This window comes from Faecalibacterium sp. I2-3-92, assembly GCF_023347315.1.
In the GTDB taxonomy this organism is placed as follows: Bacteria; Bacillota; Clostridia; order Oscillospirales; family Ruminococcaceae; genus Faecalibacterium; species Faecalibacterium duncaniae.
On record NZ_CP094470.1, the window covers coordinates 2,272,234 to 2,295,153 of the forward strand.

The 22,920-nt window shown below is 57.8% G+C and carries 18 protein-coding genes; 1 reads left to right on the forward strand and 17 read right to left on the reverse strand.

Features of this window, described 5'->3' with window-relative positions; all coding sequences use genetic code 11:
- Nucleotides 1–2 precede the first annotated feature (2 nt).
- The 16 genes from MTP42_RS11085 to MTP42_RS11155 all read right to left on the reverse strand — a co-directional run bounded on the left by MTP42_RS11085 (nt 3) and on the right by MTP42_RS11155 (nt 21,059).
- Complete coding sequence (locus MTP42_RS11085; protein ID WP_249257324.1) at nt 3–2,918, reverse strand: DNA translocase FtsK; 2,916 nt, start codon at nt 2,916–2,918, stop codon at nt 3–5.
- 217 nt (nt 2,919–3,135) lie between these two features.
- On the reverse strand, nt 3,136–3,261 hold the full coding sequence (locus tag MTP42_RS14645) for a hypothetical protein (RefSeq protein WP_256466565.1): 126 nt from the start codon (nt 3,259–3,261) through the stop codon (nt 3,136–3,138).
- A 13-nt stretch (nt 3,262–3,274) separates the two neighbouring features.
- On the reverse strand, nt 3,275–4,786 hold the full coding sequence (locus MTP42_RS11090; RefSeq protein ID WP_005931639.1) for a carboxylesterase/lipase family protein: 1,512 nt from the start codon (nt 4,784–4,786) through the stop codon (nt 3,275–3,277).
- Nucleotides 4,787–4,856: 70 nt separating this feature from the next.
- Nucleotides 4,857–6,296: a glycoside hydrolase family 1 protein gene (locus MTP42_RS11095; protein ID WP_005931641.1), complete on the reverse strand. Its 1,440-nt coding sequence runs from the start codon at nt 6,294–6,296 to the stop codon at nt 4,857–4,859.
- Nucleotides 6,297–6,328: 32 nt separating this feature from the next.
- The gene (locus MTP42_RS11100) at nt 6,329–7,276 is read right to left on the reverse strand and encodes an ROK family protein (RefSeq protein ID WP_035393729.1); all 948 of its coding nucleotides are present in this window, start codon (nt 7,274–7,276) and stop codon (nt 6,329–6,331) included.
- A 34-nt stretch (nt 7,277–7,310) separates the two neighbouring features.
- Complete coding sequence (locus tag MTP42_RS11105; RefSeq protein WP_097773484.1) at nt 7,311–8,231, reverse strand: AEC family transporter; 921 nt, start codon at nt 8,229–8,231, stop codon at nt 7,311–7,313.
- Nucleotides 8,228–8,935: a GDSL-type esterase/lipase family protein gene (locus MTP42_RS11110; RefSeq protein WP_249257325.1), complete on the reverse strand. Its 708-nt coding sequence runs from the start codon at nt 8,933–8,935 to the stop codon at nt 8,228–8,230. The genes MTP42_RS11105 and MTP42_RS11110 overlap by 4 nt, the downstream gene beginning before the upstream one ends.
- Nucleotides 8,936–8,953: 18 nt before the next feature.
- The gene (locus tag MTP42_RS11115) at nt 8,954–10,654 is read right to left on the reverse strand and encodes a CocE/NonD family hydrolase (RefSeq protein ID WP_249257326.1); all 1,701 of its coding nucleotides are present in this window, start codon (nt 10,652–10,654) and stop codon (nt 8,954–8,956) included.
- A 24-nt stretch (nt 10,655–10,678) separates the two neighbouring features.
- Entirely contained in the window at nt 10,679–11,635 is a 957-nt protein-coding gene (locus MTP42_RS11120; protein ID WP_249257327.1) for an ABC transporter ATP-binding protein, read from the reverse strand.
- A gap of 17 nt (nt 11,636–11,652) precedes the next feature.
- Complete coding sequence (locus MTP42_RS11125; protein WP_005931657.1) at nt 11,653–12,636, reverse strand: ABC transporter ATP-binding protein; 984 nt, start codon at nt 12,634–12,636, stop codon at nt 11,653–11,655.
- Nucleotide 12,637: 1 nt separating this feature from the next.
- Entirely contained in the window at nt 12,638–13,576 is a 939-nt protein-coding gene (locus MTP42_RS11130; RefSeq protein WP_005931660.1) for an ABC transporter permease, read from the reverse strand.
- 15 nt (nt 13,577–13,591) lie between these two features.
- Entirely contained in the window at nt 13,592–14,545 is a 954-nt protein-coding gene (locus MTP42_RS11135; protein WP_035393731.1) for an ABC transporter permease, read from the reverse strand.
- Nucleotides 14,546–14,671: 126 nt separating this feature from the next.
- Nucleotides 14,672–16,282: an ABC transporter substrate-binding protein gene (locus MTP42_RS11140; protein WP_249257328.1), complete on the reverse strand. Its 1,611-nt coding sequence runs from the start codon at nt 16,280–16,282 to the stop codon at nt 14,672–14,674.
- A 258-nt stretch (nt 16,283–16,540) separates the two neighbouring features.
- The gene (locus MTP42_RS11145) at nt 16,541–17,905 is read right to left on the reverse strand and encodes a DUF3502 domain-containing protein (RefSeq protein ID WP_249257329.1); all 1,365 of its coding nucleotides are present in this window, start codon (nt 17,903–17,905) and stop codon (nt 16,541–16,543) included.
- An 11-nt stretch (nt 17,906–17,916) separates the two neighbouring features.
- Nucleotides 17,917–19,488, reverse strand: coding sequence for a response regulator transcription factor (locus tag MTP42_RS11150; protein WP_249257330.1), 1,572 nt, complete (start codon nt 19,486–19,488; stop codon nt 17,917–17,919).
- On the reverse strand, nt 19,485–21,059 hold the full coding sequence (locus tag MTP42_RS11155) for a sensor histidine kinase (protein ID WP_249257331.1): 1,575 nt from the start codon (nt 21,057–21,059) through the stop codon (nt 19,485–19,487). The genes MTP42_RS11150 and MTP42_RS11155 overlap by 4 nt, the downstream gene beginning before the upstream one ends.
- A gap of 257 nt (nt 21,060–21,316) precedes the next feature.
- Here MTP42_RS11155 and MTP42_RS11160 point away from each other — a divergent pair, with 257 nt between their 5' ends.
- Nucleotides 21,317–21,712 carry a PaaI family thioesterase gene (locus tag MTP42_RS11160; RefSeq protein ID WP_215698336.1) on the forward strand — a complete coding sequence of 132 codons (396 nt, stop codon included), beginning with the start codon at nt 21,317–21,319 and terminating at the stop codon, nt 21,710–21,712.
- Nucleotides 21,713–21,766: 54 nt separating this feature from the next.
- Here MTP42_RS11160 and MTP42_RS11165 read toward each other — a convergent pair whose 3' ends face one another.
- Nucleotides 21,767–22,807, reverse strand: a complete 1,041-nt coding sequence (locus MTP42_RS11165; RefSeq protein ID WP_215698338.1) for a LacI family DNA-binding transcriptional regulator — start codon at nt 22,805–22,807, stop codon at nt 21,767–21,769.
- Nucleotides 22,808–22,920 lie beyond the last annotated feature (113 nt).

Sequence of the window (22,920 nt, forward strand, 5' to 3'; positions counted from 1 at the left end):
GTTCATTCATCCGGCTGATTCATCTGCATTTCCAGCCACTGCTGGCGGCTGATGAGAACTGCGCGGGGTTTGGCACCCTCATAGGGGCCGATGATGCCCTTCTGCTCCATCTCATCCATGATGCGGGCGGCGCGGGCATAACCCAGCTTACAGCGGCGCTGCAGCAGGCTGGTGGATGCCTGCCCGGCATCAATGACCACCTCAACGGCCTGCTTGAGCATCGGGTCGCTGCCGGTCTCCTCATCCGCATCTGCAGAGGATGCGCCCTTCTTGCCATCCTGAATGGCGTGCTTTTCCATGGCTTCGATCATGGCCTCGTCGTACTGGACGGTGGCGCTCTGCTTGATGAAGTCCAGCACGCGGCTGATTTCCTCATCCCGCACAAAGGTGCCCTGGATACGCACCGGCTTAGGCGCTCCCACAGGCATAAAAAGCATATCACCCTGGCCCAGCAGCTTCTCGGCACCGGCACCATCCAGAATGGTACGGCTGTCCACCTGGCTGGACACGGCAAAGGCAATGCGGCTGGGGATGTTGGCCTTGATCAGGCCAGTGATGACATCCACGCTGGGGCGCTGGGTGGCAACGATGAGGTGCATTCCGGCGGCACGGGCCTTCTGGGCAATGCGGCAGATGGAATCCTCCACGTCCTTGCCCACGACCATCATCAAATCGGCCAGCTCGTCGATGATGATGGCGATATAGGGCATCTTTTCCAGCATGGGGTCGGTGGCCGCCAGCTTGTTGAAGGATTTGATGTCACGGACATTGTTTTCCGCAAACAAGTGGTAGCGGCGCTCCATCTCCTGCACCGCGCTGCTCAGAGCACCCGCTGCCTTTTTCGGCTCGGTGATGACGGGCATCAGCAGGTGGGGGATGCCGTTGTATTCAGCCAGCTCCACCACCTTGGGGTCAATGAGCATGAGCTTCACGTCCTCGGGGCTGGAGCGGAACAGAATGCTGATGATGATGCTGTTCACACAGACAGATTTACCACTGCCGGTGCTGCCCGCGATGAGCAGATGGGGCATCTTGCACAGGTCGGCCACCTGGGCCACACCGGCAATGTCCTTGCCCAGCGCCACGCCCAAGGGCGAAGTCATCCGCAGGAAGGCCTGGCTTTCAAAGACACTGCGGATAAAAACAGGGGTCTTTTTGTGGTTGGGCACCTCGATGCCCACGGCAGGCTTGCCGGGGATGGGTGCTTCCATGCGGACATCGGCCACAGCAAGGTTCAGGGCGATATCATCGGCCAGCGAGGTGATGCGGCTGATCTTCACGCCCGCCATGGGCTGGACCTCATACCGGGTAACAGAGGGGCCCCGCGAGATATCCAGCACCCGGGTGCGCACGCCGAAGCTTTCCAGCGTGTCCACCAGCTTCTGGGCGTTGGCCTTCAGCTCGTCCTGGGCACCGGGGTCCCCCTCCTCGGCAGACTTTTCAAACAGCTCGATGCTGGGGTACTGATACTGGAAGGTCTCCACCACCTCCGGCTCCTCGGCCGGGGCGGTGGCGGCAGCCTGCTCGCCTGCGGCGGGCTTTTCCATGGCGGCCGCCACCAGCGTGTTCAGGTCTTTTTCCTCCACCGGTTCGCTGGTAATGCTGATCCAGCCGTCCTCGTCCGGCTCACTGCGCATGGCCACCGCGTTTTCCGCGCTGACCCGCACCGGCACCACCGGCTCATCCGTAGTGGGCAGGGTGGGGGTCTGGAACACCGGCATCTCAGGCTGCACGGGCTCTGCCGGTGCAGCCGCAGGGGCTTCCGGGGCCGCAGGCGGCACGGTGGGGTTCACCACAGGGGCCGGAGCAGGCGATCCGGCGGGCACGAAGAAATCCTCGGCGGCAGTCTCCACGGCATCCGGCACCACCGGTTTGACGATGGCCCGGGGCGGGGCCTTTTGGAGCGGGTCCTGCCCAAAGGTGCCGCCCGGCCCGATGATGATGGGCTCAATGGGCTCGCTGCCGCCTTCGGAAACAGAGGTATCCGGCCCAAGATCGATATCAAACGCCGCGCGGGGATGGTTGGAGGTCACCTTGACCGGCTCAAAAGCCGGAGCAGGCCGGGCGGGAGCCGGTTCCGGCTCCACCGGCGCGGGCGGCTCGTAGCCCAGAGAATCGTCCACGGGAGCAGGTTCCGCTTCGCCTTCCATCTCCTTGGTCACCTTGTGGCCCCAGCTGAACACGCCGGACAGCCACCCGGGCACCGGAATGCCGCCGGGCACGTCTTCCTCATCGGAACTGTCATCGTAATCGTCCGCAGGCTCCTCGGCGCAGTACTCCTCTTCCGCCTGCCGGGCCGCAAGGCGCTCAGCACGGCGGGCGGCGTTCTGCTCATAGACCGCCACGCCTTTTTCATGTACGCCGCCGCCCACATTGCAGAGCCACTGCCAGCACTCGGCAGGGGTGATATCAAAAATATACAGGCTGGCGCACAGGGCCAGCACCGCCATGACCAGATTGGCCGCAGGCCGCCCGCAGAGCAGGAGCAGGTTGCCGCCCAGCAGAGTGCCCAGCACGCCGCCGCCCAACCAGGCATTCGCGCCATTCTGGTAGCAGGCAGCGATCATCTGGGCAGCGGTCAGGTCGGCGGGGATATCCGAAAACACGATGACCGTGCCGCTGGCAAAGATCAGCCCCAGCAGCAGCTTGAACACCTGCATCAGCAGGTCCTGCCCCCGGGTGTAGAGGATGGCCAGATAGCACACCGCCGCGCCCAGCACAAAGCTGCCGCAGCCGAACAGCCCGAATAGGATCTGGTGGGCGCTCTTCCAGACGGAGTCCCCCTCCACGAACGCCAGCACGATGAGCAGCAGCCCCACAAACAGGGTACCCAGCCCCGCCGGCATCCGCTCCTCGGCCCGGCTTTTTCTGCGTGCAGACGCGCGCTTTGCAGTTGTTTTTCGCTTTCGTTTTGCCATTTTCTGTTCTGACCCCTGTCCTTTGTTCCCATAGTATTCGATTCTTTCATTATACCACGGGTTGGGTCAAGTGGCAATTACAGAATGCAGACCGGTTTGACCCTTGAATGCCGCGTGCAGCATCCATTCCGCACAGATAAGGCAGCAAGCAAAAATGCAGTACCTTCCATGCGAGAAAGCGCAGAGAAGGTACTGCATTTTTTAATTTCAGCCCCATTCAGGGTGCAAAAACATCCATGACATCGGTACACCACTTCAGCTGCCGGGCAAACTTTTCCTGCAGGACATCGTCACTGCCGCTGCCCTTGAAAAGCCCCTTGTTGTTTTCCACGGCAAAATACATTGAACGGCGCTTTTTAATGCTGGATCTGTCCGCCTGCCCGGGTCGCTTTTTTCATCCGTAAATCTGTGAAGGGTGCCAATGCTTCGATCAGTGCGTGATCGTGGTTCTGCACCAGACGGCTTTGGGGGCCGAAAAGCATGGTCTGTTCCACATCCTCCGTACTGGCAGCCCAGCCCGGCGCACCGGTACGGGCAAACTGCATCACAGCGCCAAAAATTTCCGTTTCCAGCTGCTTTGCTCCCTCAAAGGCACACACTGGCACAAGCTCTGTGTTGTGGAACACAAATGGGATATCCGCACAGTGCCACGGGGTGCTTTTTCCCATCAGAGGGAAATCCTGATCAAACAGATAACTGTACACCTTTCCGCCCGCCTTGGCACGCTCCCGGACATATTTGATCGTGGGGGCGCGGAAGCTGGTATCTGCCAGCAGCAGGTCTTCCTCCGGGCGGTGCGGGTAGGCAGTGCGGAACTGCTCCCGCAGGGTCTCTGCGGCAGACAGGCCCACTGCTTCCTCCGGGCCGACTCCTTTCAGTCCATCAAAGAAACCGTAGAACTCCGAATAAACCGTACCGATCAGCACCGGAACGTCTGCAGTCTCGGGCCGAAACCCACTGCCGTTATGGAGCGGATCTCCAAGATAGAAGCGGTTCGGGTGGGGACTTTGGCCCACGTTCGCGCCTTTTGCTTTCAGAGCCGGGCTGACGTTCCGGTAAGCCTGCGCCAGTTGGTGGTAGGGCACAGTTTCCAGCTGCTGTGCTGTCTGCACGCCAAGCTCCTGCATCAGCGCCTGCACACAGTCCCTGCCGCTGCCGACACTGTCGTTCAGCAAACCTTCCAGCACACCACTCATTATCATCGCCCTGTGGTACAGGCCATCTGCTGCCGGGGTCTGCAGCAGCGTTGTCACTTTGGCTCCGCCGCCGGACTGGCCGAATACCGTCACGCAGCCGGGATCGCCGCCAAACGCTGCAATATTGTCCCGCACCCACTGCAGTGCCAGGATGATATCATCCCCACCCGCATTGCCGGAGTTTGCGTACTCCTCCCCAAAATCGGAGAGATCCAAGTAGCCCAGGATGTTCAACCGGTGGTTCAGTGACACCACCACGCAGTCCCCTTCCCGCGCCATGTTTCCGCCCTCGTAGGCCACCTGCTCAATGGACGAGCCGGCAAAAAATCCGCCGCCATGGAGCCAGACCATCACCGGCCGCTTTTGGGCATCGCAGGCCGGGGTCCAGATGTTCAGGTTCAGGCAGTCCTCATCCTGCACCCAGTAGCGGTGGGGCACACGCAGTTCGCCGCTGGGCTTGTCGATGCTCAGCAGAGGGCAGACGCAGCCGTAACTGGAAGCGTCCAGCGGCTCTGCCCAAGGCTGGGGCGGCTGGGGTGCATGGAAGCGCACCGCCCGCCCATACGGGATGCCCTTGAAGCTGCTGATCTCCCGGAAGCGATATCCCCGCACCGGACCGTAATTTGTCTGAACCACCGGAAAATCCGGCGCACAGCAAAATGCCTTTTCCATAAATGACCTCCTTCTTTCAAAAAGACAGACCCCCGGTACTGCAAACATGGCACCCGGAGGTCTGTTTTTGTTATCCTAAATCTTCGCCGTTGGTGGCAATGACCTTCTGATACCAGTAGAAGCTGTCCTTCTTTTCGCGGCTCAGATCACCCGTGCCGTCGTCAAACTTGTTGACGTAGATGAATCCATATCGCTTTGCCATCTCACCGGTGGAGGCACTCACCAGATCGATGCAGCCCCAGGGGGTGTAGCCCATCAGGTCTACACCGTCCTTTACAGCCTCGGCCATCTGCTCGATGTGGGCACGCAGGTAGTCGATGCGGTAGCTGTCGTGGATCTTTCCGTCGGCATCCTTCTTGTCGTAAGCGCCCAGGCCATTTTCCACCACCATCAGGGGAATGCGGTAGCGGTCGTAGATCTCGTTGAGAGTGTAGCGCAGACCAATGGGATCAATCTGCCAGCCCCAGTCGGAGGCTTTCAGGTAAGGATTCTTCTTACCAGCAATGATGTTGCCGCCCACATCATCGGCATCCTTGTGGGTGGTGATGCAGTTGGACATATAGTAGCTGAAGGTGTAGAAATCGACAGTACCGGCCTTCAGGATGGCAGCATCCTCCGGCTCCTGCCGGATGGTGATGTTATTCTCGGCAAAATAGCGCTTCATGTAAGAAGGATACTCGCCGCGGACATGCATATCAGAGCAGAACCAGTTGCTGATCTGCATGGCCTTCTGGTTGGCGATCTCGTCGGCCGGGTCGCAGGTCAGTGCGTAGCTGGTGATAAAGCAGATCATGCAGCCCATCTTGAACTGAGGGTAGTGGTCGTGGGCATACCGAACAGCCTCTGCACTGGCCACAAACTGGTGATGCAGCGCCTGAAAGCGCTCCTGCTTGTTGTCCGGCACCTTGTCGGTAGGGCCTTCAAAGCCCCGGATGGTGCCTGTTTCCAGGATCGCGCCCATCGGCATGGTGCCGCAGTTGATCTCGTTGAAGGTCAGCCAGTACTTGACCTTATCCTTGTACCGCTCAAAAATAGCCTTGCAGTAGTTCATATAGAACTCGATGAGTTCCCGGCTGGCCCAGCCGTTGTACTTTTCCACCAGCGCATAGGGCAGTTCATAGTGGCTGATGGTGACCAGCGGCTCGATGCCGTGCTTCTTGCAGCAGTCAAAGACCTTGTCATAGAATTCAAGGCCCTTCTCGTTCGGCTCGGTCTCCATACCGGTGGGGAAAATGCGGGTCCAGTTGATGGAGGTGCGGAAGGTCTTGAAGCCCATCTCGGCGAAGAGAGCAATGTCCTCCTCGTAGTGGTGGTAGAAGTCGATGGCCTCATGGCTGGGATACAGCCGGTCGGAGCGGACAGCAGTTGTCACCCATTTCGGGCTGGTGTGAGAGCCATTGGTGCACAGGTCAGGGATACTGGGGCCTTTGCCATCCACGTCCCATGCGCCCTCGAACTGGTTGGCTGCACAGGCACCGCCCCACAGGAAATCATCACGGAAAACGCTCATAAGTTTCTACTCCTATCCTATTTTGTTCTGGTTCAGGCGGGGTTCTGTTCAAAGAACAGCTTCAGGGCACCGATCAGGTTGGCATCGTTGCCATAGCGGCAGCGCACCAGCTCCGGCTTGACCGTCGGCATGACTGTGCAGCGCTCAAACAGCCAATCCAACTCGGCCTGAATCGCAGGCAGCAGAGCCTCCGCTGCGCTGATACCGCCGCCGATGGCCACCTTTTCCACATCCAGCACATTCTGCAGGCTCAGGATGCCAACGGCCACCCGCCGGGCAAAGATCTTGAGAGCCTTCTGCGCTTCCGGCTCCCCGGCATTGTAAGCCGCAAAGATTTCTTCCCCGGTGGGCATGGGGCTGCCCGTCGGCAGATGCTTCTGCCGGGCATACTCGAAGATCAGGCCACTTGCCGAGGCCATTCCCGCCCAGAGGGGTGCTTCGGAATACCGCTCTACCGAGGTCAGTTTGAAATCATCGTCGGTCATCTTTGAAATATCCGAGACAAGGCCGCTAACCTCGCCTGCGGCAGCGTGAGCGCCCATCAGCACCTTCCCGTTCAGGATGATGCCGCCGCCGATGCCGGTGCCCAGCACCAGCACAAGGCCATTCTCCACACCGGCCAGTGCACCGGTCCAACCCTCCGCTGCTGCGGCACACTTGCCATCGTTGGCGATGGTCACCGGCACGCCCAGCCGTGCCTCTACCTGCGCAGCAAAGGGCTGCTCCCACATAAAGGCACTGAGCATTCCACCGGTATGGGCGATGCCGTTTCTGGTATCGATGCGGCCCGGCATAGAGATGGCGCAGCCCACGAACTGTCCCTGAAGGGGAGCGGCAAAGCCCTCGATGGCCGCCAGAAGGTCATCCATATTCGTCAGCGGTGTCGGAACCTTTCCACCAGAGATTTTCCGGGCCTGTTCATCGGCCAGGCTGTACTTGATGAAGGTTCCGCCGATGTCGATCAAAAGATACTGTTTCATCTTATCTCCTGCTTTCTGTTGGTTGTTTTCAGACTCATGCAAAGCCCAACGCGGCAGCCAGGCCGAGCATCACCGGCAGCGTGATCAGTGACAGCAGAGTGCTCAGACAAACCATCTGCACAGCGTAGGAAGAATCCAGCCCCAGACGCTGGGCATATACCGCGATGTTGCTGCCGATGGGGGCCGCATTCACAATGATGAGCACCGTGCCGATCTGCCGCCATCCGGCTGGAAGAAGCATCAGACAGACGATCGTCAGCAGTGGGATCACCACCAGCCGTACCGCCGAAAGGGCGTAGAGCCGGGGGCGGGTAAAGATGGCTTTGAGGTCGGTCCTGGCCAGATAGACACCCAGCACGATCATGGCAAGCGGAGCGTTCATGCCTGCAATGGCCCCCATGGGGGTGCGGAGGAACTGCGGCACCGGAATACGGCAGAAGTAGATCACTACACCGCCCAACAGGGAGAGCACCAGCGGATTTTTGAGCACTGCCCCCAGTTGGATGTACTTTTTGTCCCCGGAAAGCTTTGCCTGGCCGTAGGTCCACTGCAAAGCATTCAGCAGGGCTACAAAGCCTGCTGCGTAGAACACGGCTTCTCCACCCAGCACTGCTGTGACCAGCGGAAATCCCATGAACCCGGCGTTGGAAAAAGCCACACCGATCTGCGCCATGGGGTCTTTGCGGAAAAAGAGCCACGACACCGCCATGGAAAGCAGCAGCACCCCGGCACCTGCCGCAATGCTGACAGCCAATTCCACAGCTCCCTTTGCCGAATACTCAATACAAAATGATTTTAGCACAACACAGGGCAGCACGCAATATAACAGCAGGTGAGCCAGTGCCTTGCTGCCCTCCTGGGTGATTAGTCCGGTACGATAAAGCACATAACCTATGATGAGATAGAGGAACATCAGAAGGATCTGCCCCAGAACAACACCAAAGACTCCGGTCATTGCTTTCCTCCCTGTTCTTCTCCGATTTTGCGCAGCAGCGGCAGCAGAGCATCCATCACAGGGCGGTAGCCATTGGCATACAGGTGCATTCCCTCAATGGTGTACTCCGCTTTCAGATTTCCGGCAGCATCGCACAGGTCCTTGTTCAGGTCGAGGAATTCCGCCCCGTATTTCCGGGCCAATGCCTGCACGCCCTCGCTTGCCTCCCGGATACGCTCATTGGTGCGCCAGCGGAAGCATTCGATTAGGCCCGGGTCTTCGGCCACGGTGGGGTTTACCGGATAATAGGCCAGCAGGTAGAGCTTTGTTTCAGGCAGTTTTTTCCGGATCTGCTGCACGATCTCCTCATACCGGCCCAGCATGGCGGCGCGGTCGTAGTCCGGGCCGTTCAGGTCATTGGTGCCGATGTTCAGAAACAGGTGCGCAGGCTGCAGCTCAAGGATGCACTCGTCCATGGCCTCCAGCAGCTCGGTGGTGGTAAAGCCGCCGATGCCCCGGTTGTACAAGGTGCAGTGCAGATCATCGTCCTGCAAAAACTCATACAGCGGAAACTGTTCCATCAGGCTGGAACCGGCAAACACCACCGCTCCTTTCTTTACATAAGGATTCAGGCGGCGGAACCGCTCCCGCTTGATCTGCTTTTCCCTCTGGCTCTCCTGTTGCCGCAGTTCGTTCAGAAGGACATTTCGTTCCTGTTCCGTCATGGTCTTGGTTCCTTTCTCTCAGTTCTCGTGCAGGGGCAGTTCTACAAAGCTGCCCTCTCCCAGCAAGATCTTCTGGTTGGCGATGCGGGTCTTTCCCTGTTCGGACCAGACTCCTGCGTAATTGCTGTGAACGGCGTACTGCGGGAAGTCGGAAGAAGAGACATCCAGCCGCAGGCAGCTGCCGGGCTGTACCGTCCAGTTCATATCCCACATCTCCACACAGACCTTTGCTGTCTGACCGGGAGTATAGGTCTGACCCTCCGGCAGGTCGGCAGCAATGGTGGTGATGCCGCCCCGGATGTTATAGGCCCTGCCATCCGGGAACACTTCCATCAGCTTGGCAGTGAAGGCAGTATCATCCACATCGGTCGAGACATTCAGGTGCACCTTGATTTGCCCACAAATGGGCAGTGCTTTTTCCAGCGGAGCGCTGACGAAGCTGACCACATCGGGCCGATAGTCCGGCTCCGGCTGCAGCAGGCTGCCCGCCTCGGCAATGGTGGTCAGAACGCTTTCTGCGCCATGGCTGGGCACGGGGGTCTCCGGGTCATACACAAAGGTGCGCTCCCCTTCTGCCGGCTTGGCATTCAGAGTTGTTTCACCCAGATAAAGTTTTTCGGTACGGCTCACGGGGGCGGGCCATGCCTCCAGCGTTTTCCAGCGGTCCTCCCGCATCACATAGGTGCGCACCCGCTTTTCCGGCTGTTTTTTCTGCTTCAGCAGCAGATCGAACCATTCCAGCATCCGGTGGATGTCACCGTTTTCCAGATTGTGCTGTTCGCCCCACGCAATGCAGGGCTGGGACATATGATTCCAGCAGCCGATATCCAGCCAGCTGTGCTCTTTGGTCTCAGGGGCCAGAGAGGCATAAGTGTTGATGGCACTGCCAAAATGGTGATCGTACCATGCATCGATGATATACACCGGAACCTTGGTATTTCCGGGCACATCGGCTAACAGCTTCCACCAGCCCTGCTGCCAGTAGGCATCTGTGCGGCGGGTGGCGTGGATCCAGTCCTGATACCAGTCCAGCGTTCCACCCCACAGCGCTTCATCCACCTTGTCGTGGGGACGGAAGCGGCAGCTTTCCAGATAGTCCGCTGTGACCGGATGGCCTGCATTCTGCATTGCCCAGCCAGTCAGCACGTCGTGGCGGAACAGCCCCTTTTCATAGGCCGATTTGAAACGGTCGGTGCCATAGACCGTCAGCATCATTCCCTTGACCTTGGGTGGAACGATGTCTGCAATGGCCCAGCCGGTCAGGGCCAGATAGCTGGCTCCGAAATAGCCGATGCTCTCTGCCCAGGGCTGGTCGTTGAGCCACTGCAGGGTATCGCGGCCATCCGGGCGCTCATTGACGTTGGGTTCCCAATGTCCCTCGCTCTTGCCCGTACCGCGGCAGGTCTGGATTACATAGCCGTAGCCCCGGCGGGTCAGTTCTGCTCCGTTGATCTCATACAGCGGCTGCTGATTGGGATAGCAGCTGCGCTGGATCAGCACAGGGAACTGTGCAAGCCCCTCCGGTTTGAAGATCTCGGTATAGAGCCTCACTCCGTCCTGCATGGGCAGCATCAGCTCCTCCCGGCGGCAGCCATAGACCGGGCCGTCGTAGGGCATACTGGCATATTCCTGCCGGTAGCTCTCCTGCGCCTGCCGCATCATCTCTTCCATCTCACGCTGCTTCTGCTCGGCAGCGGCCTTTTTTTCTTCCTCTGTCATCGATTTTCCCGCCTTTCCGTGTTCTCAAAAGCGTGTGCAGCTGACAAAGTGGCCAGGTTCCACTTCCTTCAAGGGGATATCCCTACCGCGGCAGGCATCTGTTGCATAGGGACAGCGGGCCGCAAAACGGCAGCCGGGAGCCGGGTCCACAGGGCTTGTCAGTTCGCCGCGCATGACCTCGGTAGAGAGCTTTTTGGCCTTCAGGCTGGGGATGGGCACAGCATCCAGCAGACCCTTGGTATAGGGGTGGAGCGGATTCTTGAACAGATCCTCGGTCTTGGCATATTCCACACACTGGCCCAGATACATGACCATGATCTCGTGGCTGATGTGCTTGACCACGCTCAGATCGTGGGTGATAAAGACATAGGTCAGCTTTTTCTCATCCTGCAGATCCATCAGCAGATTCAGGATCTGTGCCTGAATGGAAACGTCCAGTGCAGAGACCGGCTCGTCGCAGATGATGAACTCCGGGTCCATGGCCAATGCGCGGCCGATGCCGATGCGCTGGCGGCGGCCGCCGTCCAGCTCGTGGCTGAAACTCTCTGCATAACGCTCATCCAGACCAACGGTCTCCATGATCTCGGCGATGCGGGCATCGTATTCGTCACGGTTTTTGCAGGTTTTATAGATCTTCAGCGGTTCTCCGATCAGTTCCTTCACGCTCTTGCGGGGATCCAGCGAACCGGACGGATCCTGGAAGATCATCTGCATCCGGGCACGGATGGGCTTGAGTTCCTTGGCGTTCAGTTTGGTGATGTCGGTGCCGTCGTAGATGATCTGACCATCGGTAACATCATAGAGCCGCAGCAGCAGGCGGCCCAGCGTGGACTTGCCGCAGCCGGACTCGCCCACCACGCCCAGCGTGGTGCCGCGCTTGATTTTGAAGTTCACGCCGTCCACCGCATGGAGCTGGCTGTTTGCGCCGACTTTGAAGTATTTTTTGAGGTTCTTTGCCTCGATCAAAACCTTTTCTTCCATTGTCATTTCCTCCCGGCTCAGGTGTTGGACTGCGGCGGATCAAACCGGCAGCAGCGGATGAAGTGGCCCGGTGTGACCTCCCGCATCTTCTGGGCCTTTTTGCAGGCTGCAGTGGCATATTTGCAGCGGTCAGCAAAGCGGCATCCCTCGATCTTCTGGGTGGGGTCAGCCATCATCCCCTCAATGGCCTCCAGACGCTTGGTGTTCTCATCCAGCTTGGGAATGGCGTTGAACAACCCCTGGGTGTAAGGGTGGCGCTGCGTGGTCTCAAAGATATCCTCTGCTGTGCCGTACTCGATGGCCTCACCGGCGTACATGACCATGACCTTTTCGCAGGTCTGGGCCACAACACCCAGATCGTGGGTGATGAGGATCATGGCGGTGTTCAGCCGCTTCTGCAGTTCGTTGATCAGGCCCAGCATCTGGGCCTGAATGGTCACATCCAGTGCGGTGGTGGGTTCGTCGGCAAGGATCAGCTTCGGCTCACAGGCCAGCGCAATGGCAATGACGATGCGCTGCTTCATGCCGCCGGAGAACTGATGGGGGTACTCCACCTTGCGCTTTGCAGGGATGCCCACCAACTCCATCATCTCATCCACACGGGCTTCCAGTTGGGCCGTGCTCTGCTCCGGATGATGGATCTTCAGCACCTCCATGATCTGGGCTCCCACGGTCATCACCGGGTTCAGGGCAGACATGGGATCCTGGAAGATCATGGATACTACACTGCCGCGCATGGCACGAATCTTTTCCTCGGGAGCATTCAGCATATCCACACCGTCCAGCTTGATGGAGCCGTCGGTCACAAAACCGATGCCTTCCGGCAGAAGCTGGATGACGCTCAGGGCTGTGGTGGTCTTACCGGCACCGGTCTCACCCACCAGACCCAGCGTCTCGCCGTAGTTCAGATCCAAGTCCAGACCATTGACGGCGTAGACGGTGGAAATTTCGGTATCATATTCAACGCTCAGGTTTTTGACTTCCAGCAGCTTGTCGCTCATTTCAGGCCACCTCTTTCACATTCTTGGTGCGCTTTGCGCGCTTGGTCTTTTTTCCGCTGCCCAATGTGCCGCGCAGCTTCGGGTCGAGGGCATCGCGCAGAGCGTCGCCGCACATATTGAAGCAGAGCACCACGATGATGATCGCAATGCCGGGAGCAATGGCAATGATGGGCTGGGTGGACAGGTACTTATAGCCGCCGCTGACCATTGCGCCCCAGCTGGGAGTCGGGGGCGTGATGCCCATGCCCAGGAAGCTCAGGTTCGCTTCGGCCAGAATGGCACCGCCCAGGCTGGCGGTCATGCTGACGATGTTGACGGACAGGCAGTTGGGGAACACATGCACCAGCGTGTTGCGGATCCGGGATGCACCGCACAGGGTACCGGCGGTGACATAATCGGCATTGCGGACGCTCAGCACCTGACCGCGGGTGACACGGGCGTAGCCGGGCACCATCGAGATGCCGATGGCCAGGCAGACATTGCCCAGGCCCTGACCCAGGATCGCGCCCAGAAACATAGCCAGGATCAGCATGGGCACGGCCATCATGGCATCCATGACACGCATGATGAAGGCATCCACCACGCCGCCTGCCATGCCGGCGATCAGGCCCAGTGCCATGCCGATGACGCTGGAAATGACCACGGCCACGATACCGACCGTAAAGGAGATGCGGGCACCATAGATGATGCGGCTCAGAACATCACGGCCATTGGAGTCAGTGCCCAGCCAGTGCTCGGCAGAGCAGCCCTTCAGAACATTGTAAAGATCATCCTTGTTGGGATCATAGGGAGCAATCACCGGAGCAAAGATGGCGATGAGCACCATGATGAGAAGTAAAATTGCGCAGACCACGATGATCTTGCGGCTGAACATGACCCGGAACACGCGGGAGGACGTGATACGCTCCAGCAGACCCTTCTTTTTTGTCTTGTTTTCCACAGTTCATTCCTCCTTTTAGCGGGTGCGGGGATCGATGATGCCGTACAGGATATCGACCACGAGGTTGCAGATGGCAACAAAGATGGAGATGATGAGCACACCGTTCGCCACCAGCATGAAGTCACGGTTGCTGATGCCGTTCATCATCACGCTACCAAGACCCGGGATGACGAACAGGCTCTCGATCAGGACGGTGGAGCCCACCATGGAACCCAGGCGCATTCCCATGGTGGTGACGATGGGGATCATGGAATTGCGCAACTGATGCCTGAAGGTAACATCCTTCTTGGAAACGCCTTTGGCACGGGCAGTGGTCACATAATCCTGCCGCATGACTTCCAGCATGGAGGAGCGGGTCAGACGGACAAAACCAGCGTTGACACCCAGACTCAGCACAATGATGGGCATGATCATGTGGCTGAGCCAGCCGCCAAAATCACGGGTGATGGGAACATAGCCGGAACTGGGCAGGACCCGCAGTTTGAGGGCAAACACCAGCATCCCCATCATACCCAGCCAGAACATGGGCATCGAGACACCGATGTTCGCAAAGAAGGAGATCACACTGTCAATGGTCTTGCCGCGGTTCTTGGCAGCAATGATGCCGAACAGGATACCGGTGATCGTACCAATGATAAAGGCGGGGATCACCATGGTCAGGGTTGTTCCCAGACGGGGCAGGATGATGTCAGCGATCTCAGACTGATAGCTGATGGACTGGCCCATGGTGCCCCGGAACAGGCCGCCGATCCAGCTGAGATACTGGACGATGACCGGACGATCGAAACCATAAAGGTGGCGGTAATAGGTGATCTGCTCTTCGGTGGCGGTTGCACCCAGATAGTTGGCTACGGGGTCGCCCGGAACCATCTGGATGAGGGCAAAGACGAACAGAGTGACAAGCAGGATGGTGATGCAGGATTGCACCACACGCTTGCCGATCATTTTGGCAAGGTTGTTCGATTTCATAGTTCGCTCCATTTCCTGCGGAACCTTTCTCCCCTTCTAAAACAAATCCCGGCGCAGATCACTGCGCCGGGATCTGCCGAAATAAGGAGAAATATATTCCGGTCGTGATACTCTAAAGTTGGTTGCTTACTTGTTCAGCCAGCAGGCGGACAGATCCCAATAAGCAGTGAAGGCTTCGGTTGCGTGATCGTCGATGACGTAATCGTACTTGTACATGGAGGACTTATTCACGTACAGCACGCGGCCAAACAGGCAGGAGCCATCCTCGGCATCGTAGATTGCTGCCTGCAGCTCCTTTTCCAGCTTGTGCTTCTCATCGGGATCCATGCAGCGGCGGATCTCCTCCAGCAACTCCATTTCCTTGTCGGGATGCTGGATGCCCTTGGCGTAGTAAGCGCCGTTCTTGTCCAGATGACGACCCATGTACAGGCCCAGATCAGGAGCGATGGTTGCAAAGTGGAGCATCAGGCCCTCCCAGGTGCCATCCTTCATGTACTGGTTGTTGGTTGCGCTGTCCACCTGCTGGATGTTGCAGTGGATGCCCACCTCGTCCAGCATGTTGGCAATGGCCGTCAGCATATCGGACATGCCGCTGATGGTGATAATGTTGGTGGTAAAACCATCGGCATAACCAGCCTCTGCCAGCAGGGACTTTGCCTTCTCCGGATCATAGGTAAAATGATTCAGGCTGTCGTTGTAGGTAGCGGAACCGGGAACTGCCCACTGGTCAGTCATCTGTGCCATGCCCATCAGGAATGCGGCGTTAATGGCATCCACATCGATGGCGTAGCACAGGGCGCGGCGGACACGGGCATCGGCCCAGGGGCCGTCAATGGCACTGTTGGGGATCAGACCCAGACTCTCGACACCCATGCCGTTCTGGTTATCTTCCTTGACGTAGATGCCTGCACCGTCCAGCTGCTGCAGGATGGTGGGATTGGCCAGACCTACCCAGTACATATCGTACTCGTTGGCCTGGAAAGCAGTGTTTGCGGTGCTGGACTCAGTGACAAGGGTCACCTCCACGGAATCCAGATAGGGCAGGCCCTCCTTCCAGTAATTCTCGTTCTTGGTGTAGATGGCGTAGGCGTTGTTCTCGAACTCGCTCAGCTGGAAGGGGCCGGTGCCGCAGGTGGCGGCATCCAGGCTGCTGGGGTTCTCCAGTGCCTTGGGGCTCATGTAGTAGACGAAGAAGCCCACAGATTCCAGCGTGGAGGAGTTGGGCTCTGCCATCATCATCTTGATGTGGGTGTCATCAATGACCTCACAGGAAGCGATGTTTGCGGTCTCGGTACGGTTGTTGGCCTGATACTCCTCGATGTTGCGCTTGACGGCCTCTGCATTGAAAGGCTCACCGTCGGCGAAATTGACGCCCTCCCGCAGAGTCCAGGTAATGCTCAGCTCATCGGTGTTCACATCCCACTCCGTTGCCAGATTGGGGATCATATTGCCCTCGGCATCATAGCTGGTCAGGCTTTCATAAGAAAGCGTCAGGTAGTAAATGGCCGCGTTGCCGGTGGCACGGGGGGTGTAACCGGGGGTGGCAATGGGGCTGGAATAGCACAGGCGCAGGGTACCGCCTGCCTTGGGCTCACCGGTTGCTACTGCACTGGCAGCAGTGGAGCCAGCCGTGCCGGCTGCGGTGGAACTGGAAGAGCCGCCGCACGCGGCCAGTGTCAGGGCCGTTGCAGAAATGCCCATAGCCTTGAGGAAGTTCCGACGAGAGATACGTTTCATAGTGGTTTCTCCTTCTTGTCCTTCTTATTCTTACGTTCATCTGCACGGTTCTGTGTCTGCCGTGCTTTTGTTGTATTTAGTTTAACGCACCGGAAGCTTTTCCAGCTACCAAAAAACCGAAACTAATTTTTCATTTTCCGTGTTCCTGTTCCGAGAGCTGCAGCATTTTTTCAAGTTTCCGACCTCTGTTTTTCATTTTCAGAGGTTTCTTCTGTCCGAAAAAACGAAAACAGGGCCGGTCTCCCAGCCCTGCCTGTTTCAGTGCGATGCGTTCAGCCAGTTATCCAATGCGCTTTGTTTTGCCTGAAGGATCTCCTGTATTCCGGCCTGTTCCAGTTTTTCCAAAAACTCCGGGAGTGCCTCTTCCGAATCCAGATAGCCGCACATCAGCCCATTGTGATAGCTATTCTTCAGTGCCCGGCAGGCATCCAGCTTTGCGGCAACTGCACTGTTGTTGAAGCTGAACCCATAGGCCGGAGAGACCCATTGCGGCTGCTCGTCTGTTTCCGGCAGCAGTCCGCTGGCGTTGAGATACAGATTCTGCCACGGATGGAACTGCTCCTCTTTCCCATCTCCGTTCGCAAAGAGATCGTAGCAGGATGCATCTGTGTACAACAGTTCAAGAAGCGCCAGTGCCTCCCTGCGGTGGCTGTTGGTCACCGGCAGACACCAGCTCTCCACCGGGATGGAGCCGTTCTGAATGGTCGGCCCCAACGGGATGGCAGTCAGCTCTGTACCACAGGCCCGGGTGTAGCAGTCCAGTGAATCCCGGTTGAGCCGTGCAAAAAAGCCAAAGCTGTTGCCCAGCCGCATCCGATCGGTGGCCGGTTCGTCCCGCAGGCTGGCATTCCGCAGGATCAATCCTTCCTGATACCACTGATGCATCGTTCCGCAAAGCCTGCTGTAAGCATCCGCGGCATACCAGTTGACAACGGTGGTGCCGCTTTCTTCGGTCAGAACACCAAAGGTATCTCCCAGAGGATCCAGTTCCGGAAAAGGAAAAACCTGTCCATTATCCGGCAGGACCCCCTCTGCATTGGGCCGACGCTGCCTGACCTGCATCAGCAGGTCGTGCAGAGCATCCAGATCCGTGATCTTCTCCGGCCTGGCCCCCAGCTCCCGCATCCAATCGACCCGGGCCAGAAAGCCGATCTGATACATCGAGACTGCCCGTGCCGGGACCGCATAGATACGGCGGTAATAGGTTCTACTCGCCCACTGCTGCTCTGAGAACAGAGCTTTTAGCCCGGGATATTCTTCCAGAAGCGCACTCAGGGGCAGGATGCAGTTCTGATTCAGGTAAACATCCAGCGGCTGATTCTCTGTGAGGAAAAACAGATCCGGCATGGTCTGGCAGACCATCCGTTTCCACAGCTCTGCCGAGTAATTGGTGGGTGCCACCTGCTCGATGGAAACGCTGAAGCCCAGCTTCTGCTTTGTGACTTCGCTCAGCGCCGCCGAAATGCGGACACAGGCAGTTTCATCCGATTGGCCCGGCATCAGCACTGTAACCATGGGCTCTGTTCCACTTTCTGCCGCCGATTCCGCCCGCTCCCCGCAGCCAGCAAGCAGAGCTGCTCCGGCTGCAGCACCGGTCAGCTGTAAAAATGTCCTGCGAGCCATCCTTGTTTCTCTCATAATGCTGCGCTGCGCTCCTCCTGTGGGGTCTTGTGATAGAACTTCTTATAAGAAGTGGAGAAATGCCCGAAATTCGTATACCCAACCTTTGCCGCGATCAGGCTGATGGGCAGATTGGTGGTGCAGAGCAGGCTCTGTGCCTCCTGCATTTTCTGCTGAATGATATAATCCTTCAGGTTCATGCCGGTCTCTTTCTTAAAAAGCCGGGCCATGTAATCCGGATTCAGGTGGACAGCCTCGGCCAGTTCTTCCCGGCGCAGCTCATTTTCCAGATGCTCGGCAATGTAAGCCATAATGATCTCCACGGTACTCTGACTATTTTCTTCCGTTTCGCTATCCCAAACCGAGGCCACATAATGGACCAACGCCTTCATATCCGGCACGGTCTTCATGCCGTTGCGGTAAAGTTCCAACGCTTCCGGCTCCCGGAACATATCGTCCTGCCGTTTCTTTTCCGGCAAGGAGAAGAGCATCTGCATAAAATCCTGATAAAAATACCGCAAGGTCTGGCTGTTCAGCTGATTGTTGGCCGTCAGCTTGTCCAACAGCTGGCAGGCTTCCTGCTCCATTGCCTGCGCACATCCCGCCTGCAGCAGCTTCTGCCATGCACCGATCTGCGGAATACGGAACACTTCCGGCGCTTTTTCCGCTGGGCGGCCCAGCAGAACACCGCCTTTCAGGGCTACATTCTCGCTCCGTTGCTGCAGCAGCTTCTGGTAGATCTCCGGTGCCTGTTCAAAGGGCTGCGGCCCCTCCGGATAAAAGGCCGCTTCACAGTGGATATACTGCGCACACGCACTTTGCAGATAATTCAACTGCCGGGTGATATAGTCTGCCTCCAGCGGCTCCCCCACCCGGCTTTGCAGCACCAGAACGAGACACTGCTCCGCAGGGATCGCCACCGTTACACTGAGCACCTGCAGCGGCGTGAACACCTCGCTGCTCATATTCCCCACTGCCGTGCTCAGCAGGCTCAGCTCCCACGGCTCCTCGCCTTGCTTCCAGCGCAGCGGCTGCATCAGGGCAACCCAGCATTCCTGCTCCCGCCGGGGCACAAGGCTCAGTTCTTCAAATGCGGTCAGGCTGCTTCCCGGGGCGTTGCCCAACAGGAAGCCCCGCAGCATAGTCTCCACGATCTCCTTTTTCTGGTCGTCAAAAACAGCGCCCCTGCTCTGCAGCTCCAGCGCCGCCCATTCCTCCTTTACATTATCCAGCGCACGGCTCACTGCATCCACCACCTGTTCATAAGGGGCGGGCTGCATGATATAGTCAAAACCGCCCAGCCGCAGTGCCTCCTGTGCATATCGGAACTCAGCATGGGCTGTCAGGAAGATGCAGCGGGTGGTCATCCCTCGCTGCCGGAGCCAGTCCAACAGATCCAGCCCGCTTTCCATGGGCATTTCAATATCGCAGAGCATGACCTCGGCCTCCTGCCGCAGCAGGCTGGCCTTGGCATCCACAGCGTTCAAAGCCGTATCCACCACAGTAAATCCCATTGCTGCCCAGTTGGTGCAGTGCAAAAGCCCCTGCACCACGGTGCTTTGATCGTCTACGATCAGCAGTTTCATGCTGTTTCTCCTTCCTTCTTCTGTAAGACCGGATCTATCGGCAGGAACAGCTCCACCCTGGCACCGCCGCCCCGGCGGTTATTGGTAAAGGCGATGGCTGCCTGCTCCCCATAGAGCAGCTGCAGCCGCCGTACCACATTGAACAGCCCGACGTGCTGTCCATTCTCCTCCTGCGGTGCTGCACTGTTCAGCTGCTTCAGATCCCCTGCCGTAAAGCCTGTGCCATTGTCCGCCACCGAAAGATCAGCCATGCAGCCCTCTTCCGTTTCGAGGAGCTTTGCAGTGATCGTAATCTTCAGCGTTTTTCCGATCATCTTGCCGTGCTTGACGCTGTTCTCCACCAGCGTCAGCAGCGAGACCGGCGGCAAGGGCAATTCGCTGAGTTCCGGGTCGATCTCGCATACTACCTCCACGGGATCGTTCTGCCCCACGCTGGAAAGTTCCGCGTAATTGCAGCACTGCTCGATCTCAGTGTGCAGAGGCGTTGTGGTCGCTGTAAAAGAGAGGATATAGCGCAGATACCGGCTCAGCAGCAGGATCAGCTGCTGGGCATCCTCGCGGCTGCCAGTCTGCACCATGGCATAGACACTTTTCAGGCAGTTGAGCACAAAGTGGGGCCGGATCTGCAGCTTAAGGGCGGTCATCTCGTTGCGGCGGGCTTCCAGCTCCTTTTCGTAACCGTCGATCTTCAGCTGGGTGATCTGGTCGATCATCCGGTTGAAGGTCTCGTTCACCTGCGTAAACTCAGCGTTGCGATAATCCACACTGGAGCGCACCGAAAGTTCACCGCGGCCGATCCTGTCCATGGTGCTCACCAACGCCGTCATAGGGGCAAAGATCTCCTGCTTCATATAGAACAGAATGAACGGGATCGCCAGCAGAACAAAAACAGCACCCATCACCAGCAAGATCTGATACGGCGCAAAGTCTACCCCGAAATGCTGGTAGGGAACCAGATACAATACCGTCAGCGCTTTGACCTGTTTGCGCACCACCAGTCGGCTGTCCCTGCCCACCTTTGTCAAACAGTAACCCTCACTGTTCCATTCCATCTTTGTGGGCAGAAGGTTGGCATCCCCTACCAACACATTGCCGCTGTCGTTCATCACAATGACCCGGCCGTCCAGCCCATAGTCTTTCACCAGTTCTTCAAACACCAGCCGCAGATCCACCGCAGCGGTCAGGCTGGCTTTCTGGTAGAAAACACTGCGCAGCAGGTAAAGCCGCTGGCCGATGGTGCGCAGATACCATCCCCTTGTCATCATTTTATTGGTCTGGCCCGGCTGACCGAGATACGCTTCCAGATTCAGTTTCTGCTTGAGCTGCTGGGCAGTTTCACCGTAGCGCCCCACATACAGGTTGCCTGAGCCGCTGCGCAGCACCACACCCATCAGGGCATCGTTGGCAGCCAATACCGCCGGAAAACCCTGTGCGATCTCATAAGCATCCAGGTAGGCGCGGGTGCGGTCGGTCTGTTCGCTCAGGCTGCGAAAGGTCGCATCGTTCAGTGACAGATTGAGCAGGTAGTTTTCCACCGAATCCAGCTGATTCTCAAAATTTGTGGTAAACATATCAAGACCACCGGATGCCGCAGCTGCCAGCCGATTGCGGTTATAAAGCCCTGAAAAAAGAGCAGCAGCCCCAGCAGAATACCAATGGGAATGGCGATTCCCAGAAAGATCATTACAAGCTGCCTGCGTAATGATGGCCGTTCCATTTATTTTCAAACCTCCTGCTGCTTGCATCCTGCGGAAAATGCGATTATAATAAAAAACGTCCAACTCGTTTCGTACAACGTTGTACCACAATCAAAAAGAAGAGGCTCCTTATGCAGGAACAGAACATTGCACAAATGCTTGAAAATCCATTCATGCAGTACAATCACATCGAGATCGTATCGGTAACGTCGGACAGCGCTGTCATGTCGCTGGACATCCGGCGGGACACCACCAACATCTACGGTTTTGTGCACGGCGGCGCATTTTTTACCATGGCCGACTGCTGTGCCGGGCTAACTGCCCGCTCTGACGGACGGCAGTATGTCACCCAGAATGCTTCGGTCAATTTCATCCACAACATCAAAGCCGGTCACCTGACAGCCCGCGGCCGGACGGTCAGCCGCCGTCGGCACATCTGTGTGGTGGCTGTGGAGATCACAGACGAGACCGACACCCTGTTATTTTCCAGCACCTTTTCCATGTACTGTATCAGCGCCGAGGGCTGACTGCTCTTTCTTCCCCGCACTGCGCACGTTTTGCGTGCCGGTACGGGGCTTTTTTTATTGTGCAGCGTATTCTGTCAGCGGCCCGCAGCTCTCCCTGGGAACATACTCGATCGGCAGCAGCCGGCTTTCCGGCGTGGCAATCCGACCGTCCAGCTGCCCCAGCACCAGCTGGATGCACTCCCGCGCCATATCCTCCATGGGCAGATAGACCACGCTCAGGCTCGGGATCGAAAACGCATCGGATTCCTCCGGGCCGTTGCCTACAGCGATCAGCCGGGGCAGCTTTTCGCCGATATATCCGGCCTCACAAAAAGCCCGCAGGGCACCGTGCGCAATGGCCGAGGAACCGCAGAACACTGCGTCCGGCAGCTGCTGCTTCCACTCATGCCGCAGCCGATGCGAAACCGCCTCGTAACCGCCTCGTATGCTGTTTTCACAATACCGGTTGGCCAGGATCGTCAACCCGTGGTGCTCCCCTTCCAGCCGGAACCCATGCATCCGGTTTTCCATCCCCTCAAAGACCGGGCTGCTCGTCAGAACTGCCGCCGTCCTGCATCCCTGATCGGCAAAAGCCCGCGCCGCCAGAGCCCCCATCTTCAGATCATCCACATTGACGCTGCAATACCCATTGCAAACACGGTTGTACAGCACCACCGGGATCGGCAGCTGCGTGTCCTCCAAAAACTGCAGGTCCGCATAGGACGCATTGCAGATGATGGCCGCATGGCAGTTTGCGCCACTGGTCAGTGCCTCGCTTTCCTTCAGGTGGTCGTTGACATACGGATAGATGACCAGCCGCACCGGACGTGCCGTTTTTTCGATCTCGGCCCGCAGACCATCCCAGAAGCGGAGCATCATGCTGGCCCGGAAATCCTGTGCCCAGAACATGGCCACCACCAGCTCATTGGCACCGCTGCCGCCCCGCAGACTCCGGGCAGCCATATTGGGCTGATAGCCAAGCCGTGCCGCCGCCGCAAAAATTTTTTCCTGCGTGGCCGTGCTGATCTTCCGCTCTGCCGCCTTGCCGCCCAAAACAATGCTGACCGTACTGGACGAGATCCCGACCTCCTGCGCGATCTGCTTGATCGTAACCATGCTCTTCCCCACCTTTTTCTGATATCAGGTTTATTGTACCCGTTTCCCCGTATCTTGACAAGCCAAAAAAGCCTCTCCAATCTCAAACCAGCCGTTTTTGTGCACTCTGTATA